Genomic DNA, 20913 nt, shown 5'->3' on the forward strand with positions numbered 1-20913 from the left:
CATGAATGTCAAAGATATGCCGCTTATGGAGCATATTGTGGAACTGCGAAAACGTTTAGTGATCATTGTGATGTTTTTTGTTGCCTTTATGGTGGCAGGTTTTTTTCTTGCTAAGCCGGTCATTGTGTATTTACAAAATACGGATGAAGCGGCTACACTGACCCTGAATGCGTTTAAGCTTACAGATCCACTATACGTGTTTATGCAGTTCGCATTTGTCATTGCTTTGGTTTTGACGTGTCCCGTAATCTTATATCAGCTATGGGCGTTTGTGAGTCCTGGTTTATATGATAAAGAAAGAAAGGTGACACTTGCTTATATTCCGATTTCACTGCTTTTATTTTTGAGCGGTGTGGCTTTCTCTTATTTTATTTTGTTTCCGTTTGTCGTCGATTTTCTGATGCGGATGTCAAGTGATTTAAATGTAGAGCAAGTGATTGGGATTCATGAGTATTTTACATTTCTGATGCAGCTAACACTTCCATTTGGCTTTTTGTTTCAGATGCCCGTTGTGTTGATGTTTCTCACAAGACTTGGCATCATCACACCGATGTTTTTATCGAAAATACGGAAGTATGCCTATTTTGTCCTCATTGTCATTGCCGCACTCATTACACCGCCAGAGATCGTTTCTCACCTCATGGTCACCTTACCGATGCTCGTTTTGTACGAAGTGAGTATTGTCATTTCGAGAGTGACCTATCGTAAAATGCAGCAAACAGAGACAGAGGAGAAAGAAGATTATGATGTCTCATAAAAAAGCATCGTGACCTTAATTTGGGTCACGATTTTTTCTATTTTGAAAGGATTTGATTGATTTCTTGAAATAGATGCTGATAATAGGCGGGCTCATGCAGGACAAAATCATGTATGCCGACTTTTTTGCTTTCCTCACGTCGTTCACCGTCTGCACGAACTTCAAAACCCTCTATCTCTATTCTTTCACTTATCCCTGTGAAAAGCTGCTGTGCATCCAATAGTCTTGCTCTGTAAAGTCCAGCGACTCCCTGTTCCTCTTTGAGCAGCCAGACATGAAACGTTTCATGCCAAAGACCTTGGGCGTGGATATCTGAACGGGCTGCCACTCCAATTTTTTCATGCTGATCGTTTAAGATACGAAGTTTCTCATGTTCCACGACAACAAACTCCTCCATAAAAAAACCATTTTCCGGTGCTTGGAAAATGGTTTTTGGTTTATTTTTGCTGCTGTTTTTTGAGTTTGACAGAGAAGGCAAACATTTTAAGCGCGATATTGATATTATAGGCCGCGAACACCATCAGCAAAATGCTGTAAAATGACCACATATCACCTGGATTTTGAATGGCCATATAGGTGAAAGCCACACCTACGGCAAAATAAATGATGCCCCATACGACAGGGTTTCTCATGAGAAAAAGCCTCCAATAATCATTTGCATTGTTTGAGATTGTTCTTCAATTATTTTTCTGACTGGCTCAATTTGCACAAGGATGACGAGCGAGTTCATCAGCATATGAGCACCGATTGGAACAATGATTCGTTTTGTTTTCGCATATAAAAAGGCAAAGGTAAAGCCCATTGCGGTATAGAGCAAGATATGGGGGAAATCATTGTGTACAGCAGCGAAAACCACTGAACTGACAAGTGCTCCAATGAAAAAATTCGTTTTTTCATAAACCACACCAAAGATGATTTTTCGAAAAATGATTTCCTCTAATATCGGTCCAATCAGGGCGATGACGATCACAAGCCATGGAACTGCATCCATAATGGATAAAATGTTTTGAGTATTCTCGGATTCTCGGCCAATGCCAAATGCATATTGTTCAATCGCCCCCGCAATTGATTGTGCAAAGAGGGAAAGAAAGAAACCGCCAATGATCCAAGCGATTGCCGCGCCGACTGAAGCCGGTGCTTCATTTCGAAGCGAAGCTTTTGGCACGGTCCGAAGGATGAGCAAAATAATGATTAATCCGATACAGAAACTAATGATTGTCCATGTTCCTGATAATTTTGAGAGCTCTGCTTGTGTCATTGGTGTCTGTATATATCCTAACCATTTCAGAATGAACACATAAGGAATCGCAGAAACCTGCACCAATATATACGTTAAGATGATGTACCAATATTGTTTTTTCAAGTAACGAAAACCCCTTTACTAAAAGAACTAGATTTATTGTAACACAAGTCTTCTTTTTCGATGAAAAGGAAAGAATCTGAGTTGAAAAAAGATCATGAAAGCGTAAAAATTTTTAAAGGTTTTTACTTGAAATTACAGAAGACATTCTTTATTATAATAAATGTGTTAGCACTCACTAGTGATGAGTGCTAAAAAAAGACTACATATAAAAATTGAGGAGGTTGTTTCTTATGTTAAAGCCATTAGGCGATCGCGTAATCATTGAACTCGTTGAATCTGAGGAAAAAACCGCTAGCGGTATTGTGTTACCGGATTCTGCAAAAGAAAAACCGCAAGAAGGTAAAATTGTTGCAGCAGGTTCAGGCCGTGTACTTGAAAGTGGTGAGCGCGTTGCGTTAGAAGTAAACACAGGCGACCGCATTATCTTCTCAAAATATGCAGGCACTGAAGTGAAATATGAAGGAAAAGAATATTTAATCCTTCGTGAGAGCGACATTTTAGCTGTTATTGGTTAATCACATAAAAAACATTGAAATAAATTTTTAAAAAGACTGAGGAGGTTTCGTTATTATGGCAAAAGATATTAAGTTTAGTGAAGAAGCACGTCGCGCGATGTTACGTGGTGTAGATGCACTTGCAGATGCTGTAAAAGTAACTTTAGGACCTAAAGGACGTAACGTGGTTCTTGAGAAAAAATTCGGTTCTCCACTTATCACAAATGATGGTGTAACGATCGCAAAAGAAATCGAATTAGAAGATGCATTTGAAAACATGGGTGCAAAACTTGTGGCTGAAGTTGCAAGCAAAACAAACGACGTAGCCGGTGACGGTACAACGACTGCAACAGTTCTAGCTCAAGCAATGATCCGTGAAGGTCTTAAAAACGTAACAGCTGGTGCAAACCCTGTTGGCGTTCGTAAAGGGATCGAAGAAGCTGTGAAAGTAGCACTTGGAGGCTTGCACGAGATTTCTAAACCAATCGAAGGCAAAGAATCAATTGCTCAAGTGGCATCTATTTCTGCAGCAGATGAAGAAGTTGGAAGCCTAATCGCAGAAGCAATGGAGCGTGTAGGGAACGACGGCGTGATCACAATTGAAGAATCTAAAGGATTCACAACTGAGCTTGAAGTGGTTGAAGGAATGCAGTTTGACCGCGGATACGCGTCACCATACATGGTAACTGATTCTGATAAGATGGAAGCGGTTCTTGAAAATCCTTACATCTTAATTACTGATAAAAAAATCACAAACATTCAAGAAATCCTTCCAGTACTTGAGCAAGTGGTACAACAAGGAAAACCATTGTTGATCATTGCTGAAGATGTAGAAGGCGAAGCACTTGCAACACTTGTTGTGAACAAACTTCGTGGAACATTCAATGCAGTGGCAGTAAAAGCACCTGGATTCGGTGATCGTCGTAAAGCAATGCTTGAAGACATCTCTGTTCTAACTGGTGGAGAACTCATCACAGAAGATCTAGGACTTGACCTAAAATCAACTGAAATTGGTCAGCTTGGCCGCGCGTCTAAAGTCGTTGTAACAAAAGAAAACACAACGATCGTAGAAGGCTCAGGAGATTCTGCTCAAATCGCAGCACGTGTGAACCAAATCCGTGCGCAAGTAGAGGAAACTACTTCTGAATTCGATAAAGAAAAATTACAAGAACGTCTTGCAAAACTAGCTGGCGGCGTCGCTGTCATCAAAGTTGGTGCTGCAACTGAAACAGAACTAAAAGAGCGTAAACTACGCATCGAGGATGCACTGAACTCAACTCGTGCAGCAGTTGAAGAAGGTATCGTATCTGGTGGTGGTACAGCACTTGTGAATGTATACAACAAAGTCGCTTCAATCGAAGCGGATGGTGACGTTCAAACTGGTGTGAACATCGTTCTACGTTCTCTTGAAGAGCCAATCCGTCAAATCGCTCACAACGCAGGTCTTGAAGGATCAGTCATCGTTGAGCGCTTGAAAAACGAAGAAATTGGCGTAGGCTTCAATGCAGCAACAAACGAATGGGTCAACATGATCGAAAAAGGAATCGTTGACCCAACAAAAGTAACGCGCTCTGCACTTCAAAACGCAGCTTCTGTTGCAGCTATGCTTCTTACAACTGAAGCAGTCGTAGCTGACAAACCAGAAGAAGGCGGCTCAGGCGGCGGAATGCCGGATATGGGCGGCATGGGCGGCATGGGTGGAATGATGTAAACACCCCCCGAAAACCCCTTGAAAAAGGGGTTTTTGTTATGTCTTCATAAATTTGGTCACGAGCAATGCTCAATTGAAATCTTCACCGCTTCTCAATCGTTTACATAAGAAACTTGGGAAGAGCGGCTCCTTTTATGAGTGGTGAAAAAAGGATGTAATAAAAAAAGCCCTTATCATTCAAGGGCGTTAATGAAAGTTTATTTTACTTTTACTGTGAAAGACACGTCTTTACTATTCATGTAATCATCAGTTGTAACATCTCCAAATTTCAGTTTCAATTCTTTGATGTTTTTAATGTTGATTTCTTTGCCTTCAGGAGCTAAGAATTGAATGACGCCATCTTGTTTCACGCCACCTTCAACATCTCCTCCAATTTTACCATCAGTCATAAACATATTCGCATCTAATTGCATGCTTCCAGCTACAGCTTTACCTTGATCTGGGTAAAAATTCAGGACTTTATCTGTCGTATTTTCGATGTTCATTCCTACGTTAATTCTATCCTTCATAATTTTAATTTCGCCAAGGTTTATTTTCATTCCTTGAGCATTCGTTTTGTGTTTGCTGGCGTTAAATTTCTTTGAACCATCATCTTCTTTATTTTTTGTTTGTGTTTTTGTACTTGTTGACTCTTTTTCTTTAGACGCACCTGTAGATACATCATCTGTTGAGCCACAAGCAGCCAATGTGAATGTTAGCCCTAAAGCTAGAAATACAGCATAAAATTTTTTCAAAATAAAAATCCCCTTTAGTCAATTTATATAAGCATCTTTTATAAGCTTATACATTATCTATGACTATTATAATAGGACAAAAGAATCTATAAATCAACATAAAATCACAAAAATAGAATATTTTGTTTGAATTGATTCATCTTTGAATATTTCATAAACCGGTTAGCTTAAAATTAGATAAAATCCACTTCTGATAACTTAAAACGAACTTGAATTTCCTTATAATAGAATTATTAAAAGGGATTGGGAGTTGATTAGGATGGATACTACTTCGGTTAAGGTGGTTAATAGAGGTCTATTTCTGAATATATCTTCAAATGCAATTGGGGCTCTTTCAAAGGAATCTGCTGAGAGGATTTTAAAGAGAAGGGATACCAATGAAATACATCAATTGATGTATGTTCCTATTGAAAATGATAATGATCTTAAATGGTTGGTTCATAGTTTGCATCAAATTATCATGAATGAAAAAGATGTACATGTCGTTCTTGAATTGGCAGATCTACTGTATTTCTTCATCGTTCCTTTTTATAAAGAGGAATTAGTGAGCCGTGGAGAGCTATCATACATGATGAATGATATATTGTTTATTCTGGATCTTTGGACAAATCAAGACCTGATAGAGCTAGTTGATGCCATTCAATTTGAATTAAAAAGAGTAGAGAGAAAAGGCTTGTAGAGCAATCTCTACAAGCTTTTTTCATTATTCTGATGCAGTTGTTTTATTGACGACAGGCTCTTTTCTAAATACGCCCATGCAGCCTGCGATGATGATTAATACAGCTGGAAGGATAAAGAACATAGAAATAGAAATAATGCCACCAACAGCAGATACTAATAATAAAATCCCACCAAGCTTTGCTTTTTTCTTCACGATGACAGATGAAACAATAGCAAGAATAGAGAATAGCATCGCAGCCCAGCCTAATCCTGTAATTTCACTAGATCCTGTTTCACTAAAAGCCGCATCGATTCCCCCGAAAGCAAGAGCGAACATTGCGCCGAAAAATCCAAAAATTCCTCCGATTAAGCCTAAAACAAATTCCGTAGTTCTTTTCATGAGACGTTCCTCCGATATGTAATTAAGAATTATTGGTACTTAAGAACCAACACAATCTTAATCATCGGCATTCTTTTCATGATGTTAATAGTTTTGTAAAAAAAACAAGAAAATCCATAAAAGATTTTCTTGTCCTTTTACTGGGCTCTTTCCCAAGTAATCTTTGTTTCATTTGTTTTTTTCTTTCCTTTTGCCAGCACTTTACCGCTTTCTTGTTTCACGGTGATGTTTAAGTCATAGAAGGAATAGAGAGCACCAAGGCTGTCATTTTCTGGTTTATGCAGGTTGTTTTCTTTTTCAGTTGAAGCTCCAATGGCCAGCGTTTTGGCAAAGTTTAAACCGATGACTTCAGCATAATCACTATTGGTATCAGAGGAAGCTGTCACGTTTAATGAGATGACTTTTTTCTTTTGATCAACGGTAATCGCTGTGTCTTTTATAAGTTTAGACTGCTCCATGACTTCTTTTGTTTCTTTTTGAATGCGTTCATTAATCGTTGGAAGTGCCTTCGTTTCTGTTTTTTGTTCTTTTGCTGTATTTGAGCAAGCGGCTAGCATGAAGAGACTTGCAACTAGGCTCATGAAAACAAGTAGACTTTTTTTCACGTTCGTTCTCCTTTTTCTTTGAAGTATGTATGTTTATGTTACCACGAATCCTTGATTTGATTAAAAGAGAAGTGTTGATATGCTGTGAACAATAAAAAGCACCCAAAAAGGGCGCTTTTTTCTTATTGTGCGGAAAGGCTTGTACTTAATGGAACAGAAGAAATGACAGTGAATTTTGGAGCGGCAGCACCTGATTCTAAATTTTTACGTAAAAGCGATGATTTGATGGTGCCGTCCCATTTTTTATAGACACTTCCTGATGTATTTGCACGAAGCTGTACATTCGAGAAGCTTGCTTGCGAGTAGCTGTTTGTTCCATTATCTTGTACGCCATGAACCATTTTGACGACATCGAGGTTTTTCAGACGGCTAGGATTGTAAACAGGCTGCTTATAGCGTAATTTCCCGTTGACGTATAGTGACACTGTGCCATCACCATTGTTGATGAGCTTTAAGTTGACACGTGCACCATCTTTAATACTTGAATCGTATTCACTGTTCCAATATTGACTGCCGCCTTGTGAGCCGCTGCCTAGAAAGACCTTATAGCCAGAAGACGTTTTTGAAATACCGCTCTCTACAACGGCAGAGCCGAGACCGAGGTACCAATCCGCATAGCCATTCTTAATGGTAGTTGTTTTCGGCAGCACAATATCAGCAGAGATACCTGACCATTTCGCCTCATCCGTTTGGGTCACAATCGCACCGTGACGAGGACTAGCCGCAGAGGCAGGGATACTTGAGAGCATCAAAACGAAGGCTAAACTTAAACTCAAAACGATCAACCATTTTTTCATGAAAATTCCTCCTTAAATTTGATTCACTTTTATTATATAAAATGAAAGTGGGGGTCTACTGACAATATTCTGGCTATTTTTAGTGGTATTGGTGAAAAAAATCAGTCATAAAGTGGTCAACTTGTATTCGAATTGTAATGTGTCTGTAAAATAACTGGGTGCATCTTCATGTATAATGAATCCAGAAACCAAATACGGAGGATTTTCTAATGAATAAAAAGCTTATCGCGACAATCGTAACAGTAGCTAGTTTATTTTTGGCGTTTAGTTTCTCACATGGAGCAAGTGCAAAAAAAGTAAGCGGCAATATTACTTGGTATAATGGTGTCGGTAAAAAAGGCGCAGATGGAAAAAAACTCGGTCATTGGGATGCAGCAACTAAAATGGGATTTGACGTACCGAAAAAAGGTACAAAACTAAGAGTGACAACAAAAGCGAAACCACATAAAGTGATTACAGTATATAAATATGATGTAGGCAGAATGCCAAACGCTGTATTAGACGTCAGTCCGAAAGCATTCAAAGCACTTGGGTATAAAACAAGTAAAGGTGTCGTAAAAGGGCATTACACTTATTAATACATAGGCATGCAAAGAAGCGGGAAAAGTTCATTTTCTGGCTTCTTTTCTTGTAGAGAGGGTCTGAAAGGCAATGAGAAAATCAACATGGTGGACCATGACGGTCATCGGCGTCGCAGTGATAGCGGTCGTCATTTTCTTCATGATGAAGCCGGGTCAAGAGGCGAAACATGCAGGAAAAGTGAAAACAAATCAGGATGCAAAAGACGAATTGCTCGTTTCATTTACTGATCAACAGTTAAACAATACGTATTATCTGCATGACCGAGCTCTTCGCACGGAGAAACTGACAGCATATCCTTCGATTGCTTATGATTCTACGAAACAGCTTTTATATTACACATTTACGGATGAAGACACGCAAAAAGTGAGTATTCGACAATTGAATGTGAAAACGGATGAAGAGAAAACGCTATTTACGAGTGATGATTCCATCGACAGTATGAGACTGTCTGGAGACGGGAAGCAGTTATATCTTAGGTATAATAAGGATTCAGGGGAACAATTTTATGTTGCGATGTTTGATGTAAACACACATAAAGTAAAGGTATTGTATCCAGAAAAAAGCAAGGATGATACGGTGAGTTCTTTTGCTTATGATCCGGCATCGAACCTTTTGGCTATCCAGCACTATTCTTTAAAAGAAGATTACAAGAAAACCGATGAAGCAAACGAAAAAGGAAAAGACCCTGAACCAACAACCATGAAAATTACCCTTCAAACTGGAGCGAAGGGAAAGCGTATTGCACGCATCCCGCAAACGATCAATGATATTTCATTTTCACCAGATCATCAAAAATTGATTTATACAGAAGTGAAGGTACGAAACGAAAAGGAAGTATCCTCTATTAAGATGCTTGATGTAGAAACAGGAAAAAAGGTGACACTCGTTAAAGGCAGCGAGGGTGTGCATATTTTAAGTGCCGCACAGCCACAATTTTCTACGGACGGGTCTTCTGTTTATTTCTTAGGTATTGCTAAAAATGCAAAAGAATTAAAGGATGATACCGGACGAAAGGCGAAGGTTAGAACGATATTTGAATACAATATCAAGAAGAAAACAGTGGAAGCCGTTTGGGAGAAGAATGGCGGAGTTATTAATAATTTCACTGTCAATCGATAAAAGGTACGTCCAGTTATTTTGATATAACTGGACGTTTTTTTTATTTTTCCGTTTGACATGATACTGAAATTGACGAATTTATGGAAGGAAAATGAGTTTTCAAGTCGGGAAACTTGGGGTATTTTCGTATTTTGCTTATGTGACAGAAAAAAAGAAAGAGAGTAAGATGAGTGAACATAAAAAAACGAGAGGGCAGACGGCTTCTCGTTTTCTCTGATTTATTTGGTGTTATTGTCTAATAAATTTTGAAAGATAAACAGGGCATTAATCGAGTGAGGAAATCCAGCAATCTTTGTACAGTGCTTAATGATCTCCATGATCTCTATGACAGAAAGTCCGATATGTAATGCTTGTTCAAAATGAGTCTTTAATTCTTCTTCACTATCGCCTTTTGTAATGAGAGCAGATAATGTGCTGATCGCCTTTTGCTTTTCATCTAAAATGAAGTGGTTGAATTCTTTTTGTTCACCGAGTTCAATTGTTAGCTGTTCAATGTTTGACCGAATGCTCTCGTTTTCCTGTATTGAAAGCTTCTCTATGTTACCTGCCGCTGTTTCTAGTTTGACCTGGCAAGTCTCTTTTTCTTCATTCAAATTGAACTCCTCCGTTTTTTATCGCAATTTTCCATTTGTTCGTTCGTTGTGTCTTATGTGCCTTTTGATAGAGGTGATGGGTATATAGTAGTATTATCGGTTTGTTGTGTAAACTTTTCAAGTGTTGAATGTACAAATAAATGCCATTTCAAAGGAAAAAAAGGGCTAATGTATCAATGCCTTAGCCCTTCGCGATGATTTACTCAATACAGATGTTTACGCATGTGACAGTAGATCGGTTTCATGTTACTGAATAATATCCATTGGCCGCATCATGTCATAATCTTCGTGCTCTAAAATATGACAATGCCACACATACCGGCCGCTGTATGGAACGAAGCGAGCGATGATTCGAATGACTTCACCGGCATGCGCTTGAATGGTGTCCTTATAGCCTTGTTCATGTAAAGGAGGTGCTTCGTTTGGTCCTGTATACACAATTTCCCCTGTTGATTCATAGACCTCTGTATCAAATGGTCTTCTATCTATCACCCTAAATTGAACGAGGTGTAAATGAATTGGGTGTGTGCCCCTTGTTGGGTTGACGATCGACCAAACCTCTACACTGCCAAGACGAGGATTTTCCGTGACGGGGTCATTCCAAAACTGGTTATCTAGCAATAAAATGGGACGACCATATTTATCCTGTGTGCCACTAAGAGTAAGCGTACGCTCTTTATCAGCTCGACTAGGCCGTAGCGGTGGAAGCGGTTTGAAAATCGGCCGTAATGTTTTAGGTGCTCTCCCTTTTAGGGGACGTGTGACTTTAAATTGCATGATGTTCGCATCTGTTTCAGGATTCACATCCTGCCCGCAGCCGGCTTTATTTTTAAGGATGATCGTTTTGTTTTCGTAAGCTGAAAAGTCGATAATGACATCAAACCGCTCAGCAGGAGCAATACTAAAGGATTGATGGTGAACAGGTCTTGGCAAAAAGCCGCCATCAGATCCAATTTGCAAAATCGTAGCATCGTTATCAAGGTGAAGCTCGTAAGTTCTTGTATTGGACGCATTCAAAATACGAAAACGGTATTTTCTTGGTTCTACTTCTAAATAAGGCCACACTTTTCCATTGACCAAAATGGTTTCTCCACAAAAAAAGGGCACAATGGACGGATCTGGTATGTCACTGTCTTCTGGCGTGTTGTTTGGTCTGCTTGGATAAAACAGTGCCCCATCCTCCTGAAACGTACGATCCATAATCATTAAAGGAATGTCATATTCATCTTTCGGTAATTCTAACGATTTCTCAAATGCATCAGAGATCAAATAAAACCCAGCTAAGCCGGCGTACACATTTAATCGTGTTAATGCCATCGCATGATCGTGATACCACAATGTGCAGGCTTGCTGATGATTTGGGTATTCGTACACCTCTCGTTCAAAAAAGGGGCCGGTTGCTTCAAAGTTCCGTGAAAACCAAGCCTCTGGATAGCCGTCACTGCTTGCTGGTGTGACGCCACCATGCAGATGAACGACCGTTTTGACTTCTGGTTCATCATGATGACTGGCATGAATGGTGTGATCAACAGGCAGAAAATGCTTCAAAGGCAATTTGTTCATCCATTTCACTTTCACTTTTTCATTTCGATTCGCTTGAATGGTTGGACCAGGCAAACTGCCATTATAGGTCCATAGCTTGGTTGGGGGCAGGTCTCTATGAACTTTTAAGAAAACCTCCTCCATAGCAATTTCATAATACGTTTGTCTTGGGTTCTTTTTGACGGGCTCCGCGATTTCTGGAATTGGCAGCTCGTCAACAAATTTTTCTAGGTTCATGTTGACTAATCCTCACTTAACATTCAATTTGATACAGTATAAGTGCGGACATCAAAATAGGTGAATAAAATAAAAAAACCGCTTTTCAGCGGGAAGATTATGGGTGTTTATTTTCAAGCGTCGCATTTCCAGGCACTTTTTTATTTGGTTTAAAGACGAAATAAGCGGCAAGCACACCGAAGGTAATGATGCTCGTCAAAATGAGCTGTGGTCTCATTGATTCGATAAACAGCATTGACGCCAAGATGGCGCAAATGACCAAAATGGTAAAGTACGTGAGATACGGGAACAGCCACATTTTAATTTTGAGCTGTTCTGGATTGTCTTTTTCGATTTGCCGGCGCATTCTTAATTGTGAAACGGCAATGACCAAATAGACAAGGAGGGCAATGGCACCAGATGCATTGACTAAGAACAAAAAGATGGTTTCAGGATAAAAGTAGTTCATCATGACGGCAATGTAGGAAAAGAAGGTACCTGCGACTGTAGCCGCTACAGGAACGCCACGTTTGCTGATTTTCATAAAGCGTTTTGGCGCTTCGCCTCTTTCTGCTAATGAATAAAGCATTCTGGACGTTGTGTACAACCCGGAGTTTAAACAAGAAAGAACGGCTGTTAAAACAACGACGTTCATGACTTGAGCAGCTGATGGAACGCCGATGTAATCTAATACCGCAACGAAGGGGCTTGTCAAAATACTTGCTGAATTCCATGGAAGCAAGGTCACAACCACAGCGATGGATCCGACATAGAACACGATAATACGCCATACAACAGAGCGGGTAGCCGTCGTCACAGACTTGACTGGGTCTGCTGATTCTCCGGCTGCTATTGCTACAATCTCGGTTCCCATGAAAGAAAAGATGACGACGACAATTCCGAGTAAAACAGAGCTGAATCCATTTGGAAGGAAACCTCCGTTTCCCGTTAAATTGGCAAGACCTGCAGTATGATGACCGCCAAAACCGAAGATAAATGCAAAACCGATGAGTAGAAAGAGAATAATGCTGATGACTTTTATTAATGAAAACCAATATTCAAATTCTCCAAAAGATTTAACAGAAAAGATATTTGTTAATGTTAAGAGGATAGTGAGGATAAGACTTGTGAGCCAAACAGGTGCATCTCCATACCAATACTGAATAATGGCAGCACCGGCAATGGCTTCGATGGCGATGACGATCACCCAGAAGAACCAGTAAAGCCAGCCGATTGTAAATCCGGCCCATGGACCGATCGCATCGCTTGCATATTGTGAGAAGGAACCGCTTGTGGGATAGGCGCATGCCATTTCTCCAAGCATTCTCATAATAAAGATCACGAGAAGTCCGGCAAAAGAATAGGAAAGAATGGATCCAGGCCCTGCAGAATGAATGACAGCGCCGCTACCAACAAATAGCCCTGCGCCAATAACTCCAGCAATGGAGATCATTGAAATATGTCTTGTTTTAAGATTTTTTTGAAGACCGTTTGTCATGTTGGACATTTCTTTACCTCCAAACATTTCTCTTCATAGAGAATTTGTTTTTAGAATATTTTAAATTTTATCATACTGAATTGTCATTCAGCATTGGACAGGTTATCAAACTGACATTTCAAACCTCTTAACAAGATGTTAAAAAGTATAAAGGATTTGAGAGATTATGTTCCCTCTTTTTCCTCTATTCATTCTTAAAAATAGCATAGAATTGATTAGTGAAAAGTTGTGTTTCAAAATAAAATTATTCTGATAATGATTCGGCAGCGTGATTTTGTTTATATACCCATTTCAGAGCGATTTGGAAAAAGGTTGATAGGAGTAGGTCTTGAGGTCAATTGACCTTATAAAAATAAGTTTGCTTAGGTCAACACATTTCTATGTATCCTATTTTGCTGACACAAGCGAATCATGTTGCTGTAGACCCACACGGGCTTTGCTTTGTAAGATAAATAATAGAAAAGTGATGTGTGAGGAGGCGCGGTTCGACATGGAGCGCTATAACGAATTAAGACAAGGTGAAACAGGTGCTTGGGTCAGCATCATTGCCTATGTGATCTTATCTGCGGTGAAACTCATCATCGGGTATGTGTTTCATTCAGAGGCTCTTTCAGCAGATGGATTGAATAATACGACGGATATTATTGCATCTCTTGCTGTGTTGATAGGGCTGCGTATCTCTCAAAAGCCGCCTGATGAAGATCATCCATACGGCCATTTTAGAGCGGAGAATATTGCGTCTCTTGTGGCGTCCTTTATTATGATGCTTGTTGGGCTTCAGGTTCTGCTGAGTGCTGGCCAGTCGCTCTTCTCATCTGAGCATCAAACGCCTGATATGATCGCAGCTTGGACGGCAGCTGGAAGTGCTGTGGTGATGTACGGTGTGTATATTTACAACAGCAATCTGTCCAAACGAATCAATAGCCAGGCTCTTCATGCAGCAGCTGCTGATAATAAATCAGATGCGTATGTGAGTATTGGAACATTTGTAGGAATCATGGCCTCTCAATTTCAGCTGGCATGGATTGATACGCTTGCAGCGTTTGTTATTGGTCTCATTATTTGTAAAACGGCGTGGGGGATTTTCAGAGATGCTTCTCATTCGTTAACGGACGGTTTTCATATAAAAGATATGTCCAAATATAAAGAGACCATTGAAGCAACACCGGGAGTGGGCGATTTGAAAGATATTAAGGCCCGTTATCTTGGAAGTACGGTTCATGTGGATGTCGTTGTGGAAGTCGAGCCGCATTTGAACATTGCAGAAAGCCATGATATTGCAGATGAAATTGAGCGTCGGATGAAAAAGGAACACGATATATTACACTCCCATGTTCATATGGAGCCAGCTAGTGAGCCAAAAGAGGAGCAGAAGTCTTTTCCATCGTGAGGAGGCTTCTTTTTTCTACGTGTGGATGTTTTATGCAATTGCGCGTTGTATGGTAAAGTTAGACTATATGAAATTTAACGGAAACGTGATAGGAGGATCAGGATGGCATTTGATGAACCGATGCAATCAGATTTACAAAAAATCGTAGATAACATCAATAAAGTCATGGTTGGGAAGAAAGACATTGCGATATTAAGCCTTGTTGCGATTTTGGCGAAGGGGCATGTGCTACTAGAGGATGTGCCTGGTGTTGGGAAGACGATGATGGTTCGTGCTTTGGCAAAATCGATTGGCTGTGAGTTTAAGCGAATCCAATTTACGCCCGACCTTTTGCCTTCAGATGTAACAGGTGTGTCGATTTATAATAAAAAGACCAATGAATTTGAATTTAGGCAGGGACCGATTATGGGTCAGATTATTTTAGCCGATGAGATCAACAGAACCTCTCCAAAAACACAGTCAGCATTGCTCGAAGCGATGGAGGAAGGCAGTGTCACAGTGGACGGAGACACGATGCCGCTTGCGGATCCTTTTTTCGTTATGGCTACGCAAAATCCAGTGGAATATGAGGGAACCTATCCACTTCCAGAAGCGCAAATGGATCGATTTTTATTCAAGCTGCAAATGGGGTACCCGACCATGCTTGAGGAGCTAGAGGTGCTCAACTTGCAGGAGAAGCAATCCCCGATTGATACGCTCCAAGCAGTGATGACAAAAGATCACATTCATGCCCTGCAACAAGCGGTTCAGACCATTCATGTAGATGCATCAATTAAAGAATATATTGTGGAAATTGCTCAAGCGACGCGTCAACATCCATCTATTTATCTAGGTGTGAGTCCAAGGGGATCCATCGCTCTCATGAAAGCGGCTCAGGCATATGCACTATTGAACAGGCGAGATTATGTGATTCCTGATGATGTACAGTATTTGGCACCATATACATTGCCGCACCGAATGATTTTGACATCAGAAGCAACGTATGAAGGGAAGAAGGCGGAGACACTGCTGCGACAAATGCTTGAGCAAATTGGCGTGCCAGTTCAAAAGTCGATGACTCAATGAAGTCAAGTCAGCGTTTCGATCTTTCATTATGGTTACGGGTGATGATGCTCATCATCCTCACTGCGGCAGCCTTTTGTTATGCCATGTTTCAGGGAGGATTTGTGAGTTGGTTCCTTTTTTATGCATTTTTACCATATGCTTTGTATGCTTTGCTGTTTGCGCTTGTTCCGCTGCGAGTGACAGCGAAGAGGACATTACAACAAACCCGCTTGAAGGCGGGAGACGTGCTGTCCGTTGATCTTGAAATCAAGCGGACAAACCCATTTCCATACGTTTACGTCATGATTGAGGATGAGCCGCCAGACACCTTTCATTTACAGGAGCAAATTGAAATGAAGCAAATGCTGTTTCCTTGGTTTCGGAGAACATGGCGTTTTTCCTATCAATTGAATGATGTCATGCGCGGTGAACATCATTTGTCAGCGGTTCGAATCAAAACGGGTGATATGTTTGGTTTTGTGGAGAAAGAAGTGATCATTCCGTTAGAAAAAAAGCTGATTGTTTATCCGAAAATGCTCGATTTTCAGGTGGAGTCTGCTGAGTCAGTGAATGAAAATGGAGGAAAAGCGGTTCACTCGTGGTTAAATGAACCAACCCATGTGACAACAGGTGTGCGGGAATATCAGCAAGGAGACCGCTTCGCTTGGGTGGACTGGAAAACGACAGCTAGAAGAGGTCAGCTGATGACGAAGGAGTTTGAACAGAATCAAACAAAGGATCTTGTCGTGTTTGCCGATTTTACAGATGAAGCAGCTTTTGAGACCGTCGTCTCTATTACAGCTTCTGTTCTCCAAACGGCAGTGAAAAAAGGGCTTCCGGCAGGCCTTGTCCCGCTTGGGGATCAGCATGCCTTTCGAGTGGATCAAGGAGAACTTCATTTACAGGACATGCTTTATTTTTTAACAAGGGTGCAGCATCATCCTTCTCGCGCGCTCGAATATAAAGCGTTCGCAGCAAGTGAGTACCAATACACTGGAAAATATGTCGTCACGGGTCATCTGCATGAAGAGCTTGGTTCGAGCCTGCTTGGAAATCGAAACAGAAAGAACATCACTGTTCTTTTAGTGAAGAGAGCCGTAGATCGAAAAGAAAAACAGCTTGTAGACCGGCTTAAGGCATCGGGAATACGCACGACCGTTTTATTTGAAGACCGGCTGCACGAAAGAACTGTGAGGTGACAAACATTTATGCTGCATACGCATCAGCGGCAAAGCCGTTTTGAGTTGTTCATCTATTATGCTGTAGCTTTTCTGCTGCTTTGGGAGTGGCTTCGTCCACTTCAAGATTTTACAGAGACGAGTCATACGTCTTACTTCATCATTTTTATAGGGCTTGCGTGTTTGTTTACATTCTTTCGTTTGAAGTGGTATGTGACGTTTCCTATTTGTACTGGCTTGATCTTGCTTGCCTTATATTTGATTTTTTATCAAGCTGAGCAAAGCTTTCCGGCTGCACTGTTTGCTGATATCAAGGATAATATCACCTTCATGAGCACAGGTATGTGGAGTGACATGTATCCGTCCTTCCGTACATTATTGTTTTATATTTTGCTGTGGCTGCTTGTCTACTTGCTTCATTATTGGGTGGTCTATCAGCAACGTATCTTTTTCTTTTTACTCATGACGATTGTGTATGTCACGATTCTGGATACGTTTACGCCATATGATGCAACCTTTGCGATCGTTCGTATTATGGTGTTTGGCTTTTGTTTGCTTGGATTGCTGTATTTCGATCGACTTCGTTCGGCTGAGGGAGTTCGGGTGTCGCAGAAAGCACGCTTGAAGTGGTTTTTGCCTATGCTGGCGCTTGTTCTTCTATCAGCGACACTCGGTGCTTCATTGCCAAAGTCTGATCCGAAATGGCCTGATCCTGTCCCGTTTTTTAAGGCAGTGACGAATCAAGATGGCTCTGCTGGACAGAATAAGGTGGGATATAGTGCAGATGATTCATCGCTTGGCGGACCGTTTAGTGAGGACCGCACACCGGTCTTTAAATGGAGCGGAAAGGAGCCGTCCTACTTTCGTGTCGAAACAAAAAGTATCTACACAGGAAAGGGCTGGGAGGATGCTTCTAATGATACGAAACCTACGCGACTAAAAGAGGAAAGTGTGCCGAATCGTTGGTTTACCGAGCGTGTAAAAACAGAGGAGCACGAAACGAGAGTCGATATGGAATCAGACTATCGATTTAATCATGCCGTCTATCCGATTGGGACGATCATGCTGATGCCAATGGAAAACATTCCGCTGCAAATGATGGGCAAAACGGAGAAAATTGTCCCGTCTATACAAAACCCACCCAAAAATTTGGGGAACTATCAAGTCAGTTTCTTATCCCCTACATTTATCCTTGAGGATTTACAGAGGATTAAAGTGCCAACAAAGAAGCAGGTTAATCAAGAGGTTGGCCGTGAATACTTACAGCTTCCTTCCTCATTGCCAGAGCGTGTGAAAACATTGGCAAACAGCTTAACGGAAACGAAGGATAATATGTATGATAAGGCTAAAGCGATTGAGGATTACTTAGGATCTGCGAAATTTTCATATGAAACACAAAATGTCGCTGTGCCTAGTCGTCAAGAAGATTATGTGGATCAGTTTTTGTTTGATACGATGATCGGTTACTGTGATAATTTTTCAACCTCGATGATTGTGCTGCTTCGTTCGATTGGGATTCCGGCTAGATGGGTGAAAGGCTACACGTCAGGTCAATTATATGAAACACAGATGGATGGAAACAATGTGTATGAAGTGACCAATAACAATGCGCATTCATGGGTAGAAGTGTATTTTCCAAACCGAGGCTGGGTGACCTTTGAACCGACAAAAGGATTTACGAACCCAGAGACATTTACGAATGAAGACGTTTCAAGCGATCAAACAGATGATGATCAAAAGAAAGATGAAGATCAATCTAGCTCTAATACAAGAGAAGATCAGCAGGCAGAACAGCCGCAGCAGCAAGAAACAGAACAGCCGGCAGAACCAAAGAAACAACCAGCGCAAACAAAGCCAAGTATGGTGCATGTTGGTTCAATCTTAGGTTATGCGGCAGGAGCTTTGATTCTTTTAGGATTGATAAGCTGGATTCTTTATCGATTCAGAGCAAGATGGCTACCATTCTTTATTGTGAGAAAGGTGAAACGTCTGCCAGAGGAGGAAGCCTTCTTCTATGCATATGCAGCTCTATTAAAGCAGCTGAAGCGCAGGGGAATTGAGAAAAAACCTGGCATGACGCTAAGAGAATTCGCTTCTTTGATTGATAACAAGGATGGAGATCATCACATGTCAGAGCTGACGAAGCTCTATGAGCGGGCGCTCTATCGACGAGAGGATGCGTCGGCGCTTTGGCGGCAATCGGCGAAGTTATGGGAAAATTTAATAAACAGGAGATAGTCTTGACCGCGTACCTTCCTGTTGTTAGAATAGGTGAATATTAAAACCTTCTAAAATACATGAAATTGAAGCGTTCGGATGTGAGTCTGGGCGCTTCAAAAGCGTGATTCACACTGAGAGCAGGTTTTCTCCTCTCATTTTTTCGTTTATAAAAAACTATATTGGACATAGAGGTGACACCATGACAAATTTAGTAAATGAAATGATTTTGGTTCTCGATTTCGGCAGTCAGTACAATCAGCTGATCACACGTCGTATTCGTGAATTTGGTGTGTACAGTGAGCTTCATCCGCACACTTTAACTGCTGAAGAAATTAAAGAAATGGCCCCTAAAGGAATCATCCTTTCTGGCGGACCGAACAGTGTTTATGATGAAGGATCTTTCCGCTGTGATGAAAAGATTTTTGATCTAGACATTCCGGTTCTAGGCATTTGCTACGGCATGCAGCTCATGACTCACTATTTAGGCGGGAAAGTAGAAGCGGCAAACCAGCGTGAATATGGAAAAGCAGACATCCACATTAATGGAACGCCTGCTTTATTCAAAGATCTTCCGACTGATCAAGTCGTTTGGATGAGCCATGGTGACCTCGTTGTTGAAGTACCAGAAGGCTTTACAGTTGATGCAACAAGTGAACATTGTCCAAACTCAGCGATGAGCTTAGCTGAGAAGAATTTCTATGGCGTTCAGTTCCATCCAGAGGTTCGTCACTCTGAGTACGGAAATGACCTATTGAAAAACTTTGTCTTCGGTGTGTGTGATTGCGATGGGAAATGGTCAATGGAGAACTTCATTGAAATCGAAATGCAGAAAATCCGTGAAACAGTAGGCGACAAGCAAGTATTGTGCGCACTAAGCGGCGGTGTGGATTCATCTGTTGTGGCAGTATTGATCCACAAAGCCATCGGCGATCAGCTGACATGTATTTTCGTTGACCACGGTCTGCTTCGAAAAGGCGAAGCAGAAGGGGTTATGAAAACATTTAGCGAAGGTTTCAACATGAACGTGATTAAAGTAGATGCGAAAGATCGCTTCTTAAACAAGCTAAAAGGTGTGTCTGATCCTGAGCAAAAACGTAAAATCATCGGTAACGAATTCATCTATGTATTCGATGATGAATCGGACAAGCTAAAAGGAATCGACTACTTAGCACAAGGAACACTTTATACAGACATCATTGAGAGCGGAACAGCAACGGCACAAACAATCAAATCTCACCACAACGTAGGTGGTCTTCCAGAAGACATGCAGTTTGAATTGATTGAGCCGCTTAATACACTATTCAAGGATGAAGTCCGTGCCCTAGGGTCAGAGCTTGGTATTCCTGACGACATCGTTTGGAGACAGCCATTCCCAGGTCCAGGACTAGGGATCCGTGTACTAGGTGAAATTTCTGAAGAAAAACTAGAAATCGTTCGTGAATCGGATGCTATTCTACGCGAAGAAATTGCCAACTTCGGCCTTGAGCGCGACATCTGGCAATACTTCACAGTCCTCCCAGACATCCGCAGCGTAGGTGTCATGGGTGACGCAAGAACATACGACTACACAATCGGTATCCGTGCTGTTACGTCAATTGATGGGATGACGAGTGACTGGGCAAGAATCCCTTGGGATGTACTTGAAAAGATCTCTACTCGTATCGTGAATGAAGTGAAGCATATTAACCGCGTAGTGTATGATATTACGAGTAAGCCGCCTGCTACGATTGAGTGGGAGTAGGACTTTATTACTATATTTGTGCTTGGACCGTTGTTGGATAAGGGTTTAACCTTTTGTGAAAAAGATAAAACTATTTTGAAACATACAGTTCCCCACCAAAAAACCCTACCAGAATTTCGGTAGGGTTTTTTCTTTATGTGATTTTACTTCTGTTTTAATTTGGTATCCTCTTCACCAAATAAAAATCCAAGGCCACAAATAAAGGTGAGTGAATTCATAGCGAACAATAAAATCACATCAATTTTTTTCATGGCAATTAACCTCCTCCT

The 20913-nt window shown here is 41.0% G+C and carries 21 protein-coding genes; 11 read left to right on the forward strand and 10 right to left on the reverse strand.

The genetic code is table 11. The annotated features are described in order from the left end of the window. Position 1: 1 nt before the first annotated feature. Positions 2 to 757 (forward strand): twin-arginine translocase subunit TatC, encoded by a 756-nt coding sequence (gene tatC / locus C5695_RS02970; RefSeq protein WP_117729033.1) that lies wholly within the window; start codon positions 2 to 4, stop codon positions 755 to 757. 37 nt (positions 758 to 794) lie between these two features. On the opposite strand, the gene C5695_RS02975 is transcribed toward tatC, so the two are convergent. Genes C5695_RS02975 through C5695_RS02985 form a run of 3 tightly spaced genes read right to left on the reverse strand, consistent with a single transcriptional unit; the run spans position 795 to position 2120 of the window. After that, the gene (locus C5695_RS02975; RefSeq protein ID WP_117729035.1) at positions 795 to 1136 is read right to left on the reverse strand and encodes an NUDIX hydrolase; all 342 of its coding nucleotides are present in this window, start codon (positions 1134 to 1136) and stop codon (positions 795 to 797) included. Between the two features lie 58 nt (positions 1137 to 1194). Next, positions 1195 to 1389, reverse strand: a complete 195-nt coding sequence (locus tag C5695_RS02980; protein WP_003213897.1) for a YdiK family protein — start codon at positions 1387 to 1389, stop codon at positions 1195 to 1197. Next, complete coding sequence (locus C5695_RS02985) at positions 1386 to 2120, reverse strand: CPBP family intramembrane glutamic endopeptidase (protein ID WP_117729037.1); 735 nt, start codon at positions 2118 to 2120, stop codon at positions 1386 to 1388. The genes C5695_RS02980 and C5695_RS02985 overlap by 4 nt, the downstream gene beginning before the upstream one ends. Positions 2121 to 2350: 230 nt before the next feature. Between C5695_RS02985 and groES the strand changes: the two genes are divergently transcribed. Next, positions 2351 to 2635 (forward strand): co-chaperone GroES, encoded by a 285-nt coding sequence (gene groES / locus C5695_RS02990; RefSeq protein WP_003214120.1) that lies wholly within the window; start codon positions 2351 to 2353, stop codon positions 2633 to 2635. 55 nt (positions 2636 to 2690) lie between these two features. Then, positions 2691 to 4325 carry a chaperonin GroEL gene (gene groL / locus C5695_RS02995; protein ID WP_117729039.1) on the forward strand — a complete coding sequence of 545 codons (1635 nt, stop codon included), beginning with the start codon at positions 2691 to 2693 and terminating at the stop codon, positions 4323 to 4325. A 197-nt stretch (positions 4326 to 4522) separates the two neighbouring features. Here the strand turns inward: groL and C5695_RS03000 are convergent, their stop codons facing one another. Next, positions 4523 to 5059: a hypothetical protein gene (locus C5695_RS03000; protein WP_117729042.1), complete on the reverse strand. Its 537-nt coding sequence runs from the start codon at positions 5057 to 5059 to the stop codon at positions 4523 to 4525. A 259-nt stretch (positions 5060 to 5318) separates the two neighbouring features. Between C5695_RS03000 and C5695_RS03005 the strand changes: the two genes are divergently transcribed. Beyond that, positions 5319 to 5738, forward strand: coding sequence for a hypothetical protein (locus tag C5695_RS03005; protein ID WP_117729044.1), 420 nt, complete (start codon positions 5319 to 5321; stop codon positions 5736 to 5738). Between the two features lie 24 nt (positions 5739 to 5762). Here the strand turns inward: C5695_RS03005 and C5695_RS03010 are convergent, their stop codons facing one another. From C5695_RS03010 to C5695_RS03020, 3 genes are all read right to left on the reverse strand, one after another. After that, positions 5763 to 6119 (reverse strand): DUF4064 domain-containing protein, encoded by a 357-nt coding sequence (locus C5695_RS03010; protein WP_117729047.1) that lies wholly within the window; start codon positions 6117 to 6119, stop codon positions 5763 to 5765. 137 nt (positions 6120 to 6256) lie between these two features. Then, positions 6257 to 6724 carry a hypothetical protein gene (locus tag C5695_RS03015; RefSeq protein ID WP_117729049.1) on the reverse strand — a complete coding sequence of 156 codons (468 nt, stop codon included), beginning with the start codon at positions 6722 to 6724 and terminating at the stop codon, positions 6257 to 6259. A gap of 122 nt (positions 6725 to 6846) precedes the next feature. Beyond that, entirely contained in the window at positions 6847 to 7521 is a 675-nt protein-coding gene (locus C5695_RS03020) for a hypothetical protein (RefSeq protein WP_117729051.1), read from the reverse strand. Between the two features lie 209 nt (positions 7522 to 7730). Here C5695_RS03020 and C5695_RS03025 point away from each other — a divergent pair, with 209 nt between their 5' ends. Both C5695_RS03025 and C5695_RS03030 read left to right on the forward strand, forming a co-directional pair. Continuing rightward, complete coding sequence (locus C5695_RS03025) at positions 7731 to 8099, forward strand: RlpA-like double-psi beta-barrel domain-containing protein (protein ID WP_003213878.1); 369 nt, start codon at positions 7731 to 7733, stop codon at positions 8097 to 8099. Between the two features lie 73 nt (positions 8100 to 8172). After that, entirely contained in the window at positions 8173 to 9222 is a 1050-nt protein-coding gene (locus C5695_RS03030; protein WP_117729053.1) for a hypothetical protein, read from the forward strand. Between the two features lie 218 nt (positions 9223 to 9440). On the opposite strand, the gene C5695_RS03035 is transcribed toward C5695_RS03030, so the two are convergent. From C5695_RS03035 to gabP, 3 genes are all read right to left on the reverse strand, one after another. Further along, the gene (locus C5695_RS03035) at positions 9441 to 9815 is read right to left on the reverse strand and encodes a carboxymuconolactone decarboxylase family protein (protein WP_117729055.1); all 375 of its coding nucleotides are present in this window, start codon (positions 9813 to 9815) and stop codon (positions 9441 to 9443) included. A 246-nt stretch (positions 9816 to 10061) separates the two neighbouring features. Further along, a complete protein-coding gene (locus C5695_RS03040) occupies positions 10062 to 11594 on the reverse strand; it encodes a multicopper oxidase family protein (RefSeq protein WP_117729057.1) in 1533 nt (510 codons plus the stop codon). 97 nt (positions 11595 to 11691) lie between these two features. After that, the gene (gabP, locus tag C5695_RS03045; protein ID WP_117729059.1) at positions 11692 to 13080 is read right to left on the reverse strand and encodes a GABA permease; all 1389 of its coding nucleotides are present in this window, start codon (positions 13078 to 13080) and stop codon (positions 11692 to 11694) included. 481 nt (positions 13081 to 13561) lie between these two features. Between gabP and C5695_RS03050 the strand changes: the two genes are divergently transcribed. From C5695_RS03050 to guaA, 5 genes are all read left to right on the forward strand, one after another. Continuing rightward, positions 13562 to 14461 (forward strand): cation diffusion facilitator family transporter, encoded by a 900-nt coding sequence (locus tag C5695_RS03050; protein ID WP_117729062.1) that lies wholly within the window; start codon positions 13562 to 13564, stop codon positions 14459 to 14461. Positions 14462 to 14563: 102 nt separating this feature from the next. After that, the gene (locus C5695_RS03055) at positions 14564 to 15526 is read left to right on the forward strand and encodes an AAA family ATPase (protein ID WP_117729063.1); all 963 of its coding nucleotides are present in this window, start codon (positions 14564 to 14566) and stop codon (positions 15524 to 15526) included. Positions 15527 to 15627: 101 nt separating this feature from the next. Then, positions 15628 to 16704: a DUF58 domain-containing protein gene (locus C5695_RS03060; protein WP_233230792.1), complete on the forward strand. Its 1077-nt coding sequence runs from the start codon at positions 15628 to 15630 to the stop codon at positions 16702 to 16704. Positions 16705 to 16713: 9 nt separating this feature from the next. Continuing rightward, a complete protein-coding gene (locus C5695_RS03065; protein ID WP_117729068.1) occupies positions 16714 to 18921 on the forward strand; it encodes a transglutaminase TgpA family protein in 2208 nt (735 codons plus the stop codon). A 181-nt stretch (positions 18922 to 19102) separates the two neighbouring features. Continuing rightward, positions 19103 to 20644, forward strand: coding sequence for a glutamine-hydrolyzing GMP synthase (gene guaA, locus C5695_RS03070; protein WP_117729070.1), 1542 nt, complete (start codon positions 19103 to 19105; stop codon positions 20642 to 20644). Positions 20645 to 20913 lie beyond the last annotated feature (269 nt).

Origin of the sequence: Bacillus pumilus, assembly GCF_003431975.1 — a bacterium.
Classification (GTDB): Bacteria; Bacillota; Bacilli; order Bacillales; family Bacillaceae; genus Bacillus; species Bacillus pumilus_N.

Bases quoted from the DNA above. Each gene is read 5' to 3' on its own strand.
- tatC (WP_117729033.1), top strand. From the start codon at position 2: ATGAATGTCAAAGATATGCCGCTTATGGAGCATATTGTGGAACTGCGA.
- C5695_RS02980 (WP_003213897.1), bottom strand. From the start codon at position 1,389: ATGAGAAACCCTGTCGTATGGGGCATCATTTATTTTGCCGTAGGTGTG.
- groES (WP_003214120.1), top strand. From the start codon at position 2,351: ATGTTAAAGCCATTAGGCGATCGCGTAATCATTGAACTCGTTGAATCT.
- groL (WP_117729039.1), top strand. From the start codon at position 2,691: ATGGCAAAAGATATTAAGTTTAGTGAAGAAGCACGTCGCGCGATGTTA.
- C5695_RS03005 (WP_117729044.1), top strand. From the start codon at position 5,319: ATGGATACTACTTCGGTTAAGGTGGTTAATAGAGGTCTATTTCTGAAT.
- C5695_RS03010 (WP_117729047.1), bottom strand. From the start codon at position 6,119: ATGAAAAGAACTACGGAATTTGTTTTAGGCTTAATCGGAGGAATTTTT.
- C5695_RS03020 (WP_117729051.1), bottom strand. From the start codon at position 7,521: ATGAAAAAATGGTTGATCGTTTTGAGTTTAAGTTTAGCCTTCGTTTTG.
- C5695_RS03025 (WP_003213878.1), top strand. From the start codon at position 7,731: ATGAATAAAAAGCTTATCGCGACAATCGTAACAGTAGCTAGTTTATTT.
- C5695_RS03030 (WP_117729053.1), top strand. From the start codon at position 8,173: ATGAGAAAATCAACATGGTGGACCATGACGGTCATCGGCGTCGCAGTG.
- C5695_RS03040 (WP_117729057.1), bottom strand. From the start codon at position 11,594: ATGAACCTAGAAAAATTTGTTGACGAGCTGCCAATTCCAGAAATCGCG.
- gabP (WP_117729059.1), bottom strand. From the start codon at position 13,080: ATGTCCAACATGACAAACGGTCTTCAAAAAAATCTTAAAACAAGACAT.
- C5695_RS03050 (WP_117729062.1), top strand. From the start codon at position 13,562: ATGGAGCGCTATAACGAATTAAGACAAGGTGAAACAGGTGCTTGGGTC.
- C5695_RS03055 (WP_117729063.1), top strand. From the start codon at position 14,564: ATGGCATTTGATGAACCGATGCAATCAGATTTACAAAAAATCGTAGAT.
- C5695_RS03065 (WP_117729068.1), top strand. From the start codon at position 16,714: ATGCTGCATACGCATCAGCGGCAAAGCCGTTTTGAGTTGTTCATCTAT.
- guaA (WP_117729070.1), top strand. From the start codon at position 19,103: ATGACAAATTTAGTAAATGAAATGATTTTGGTTCTCGATTTCGGCAGT.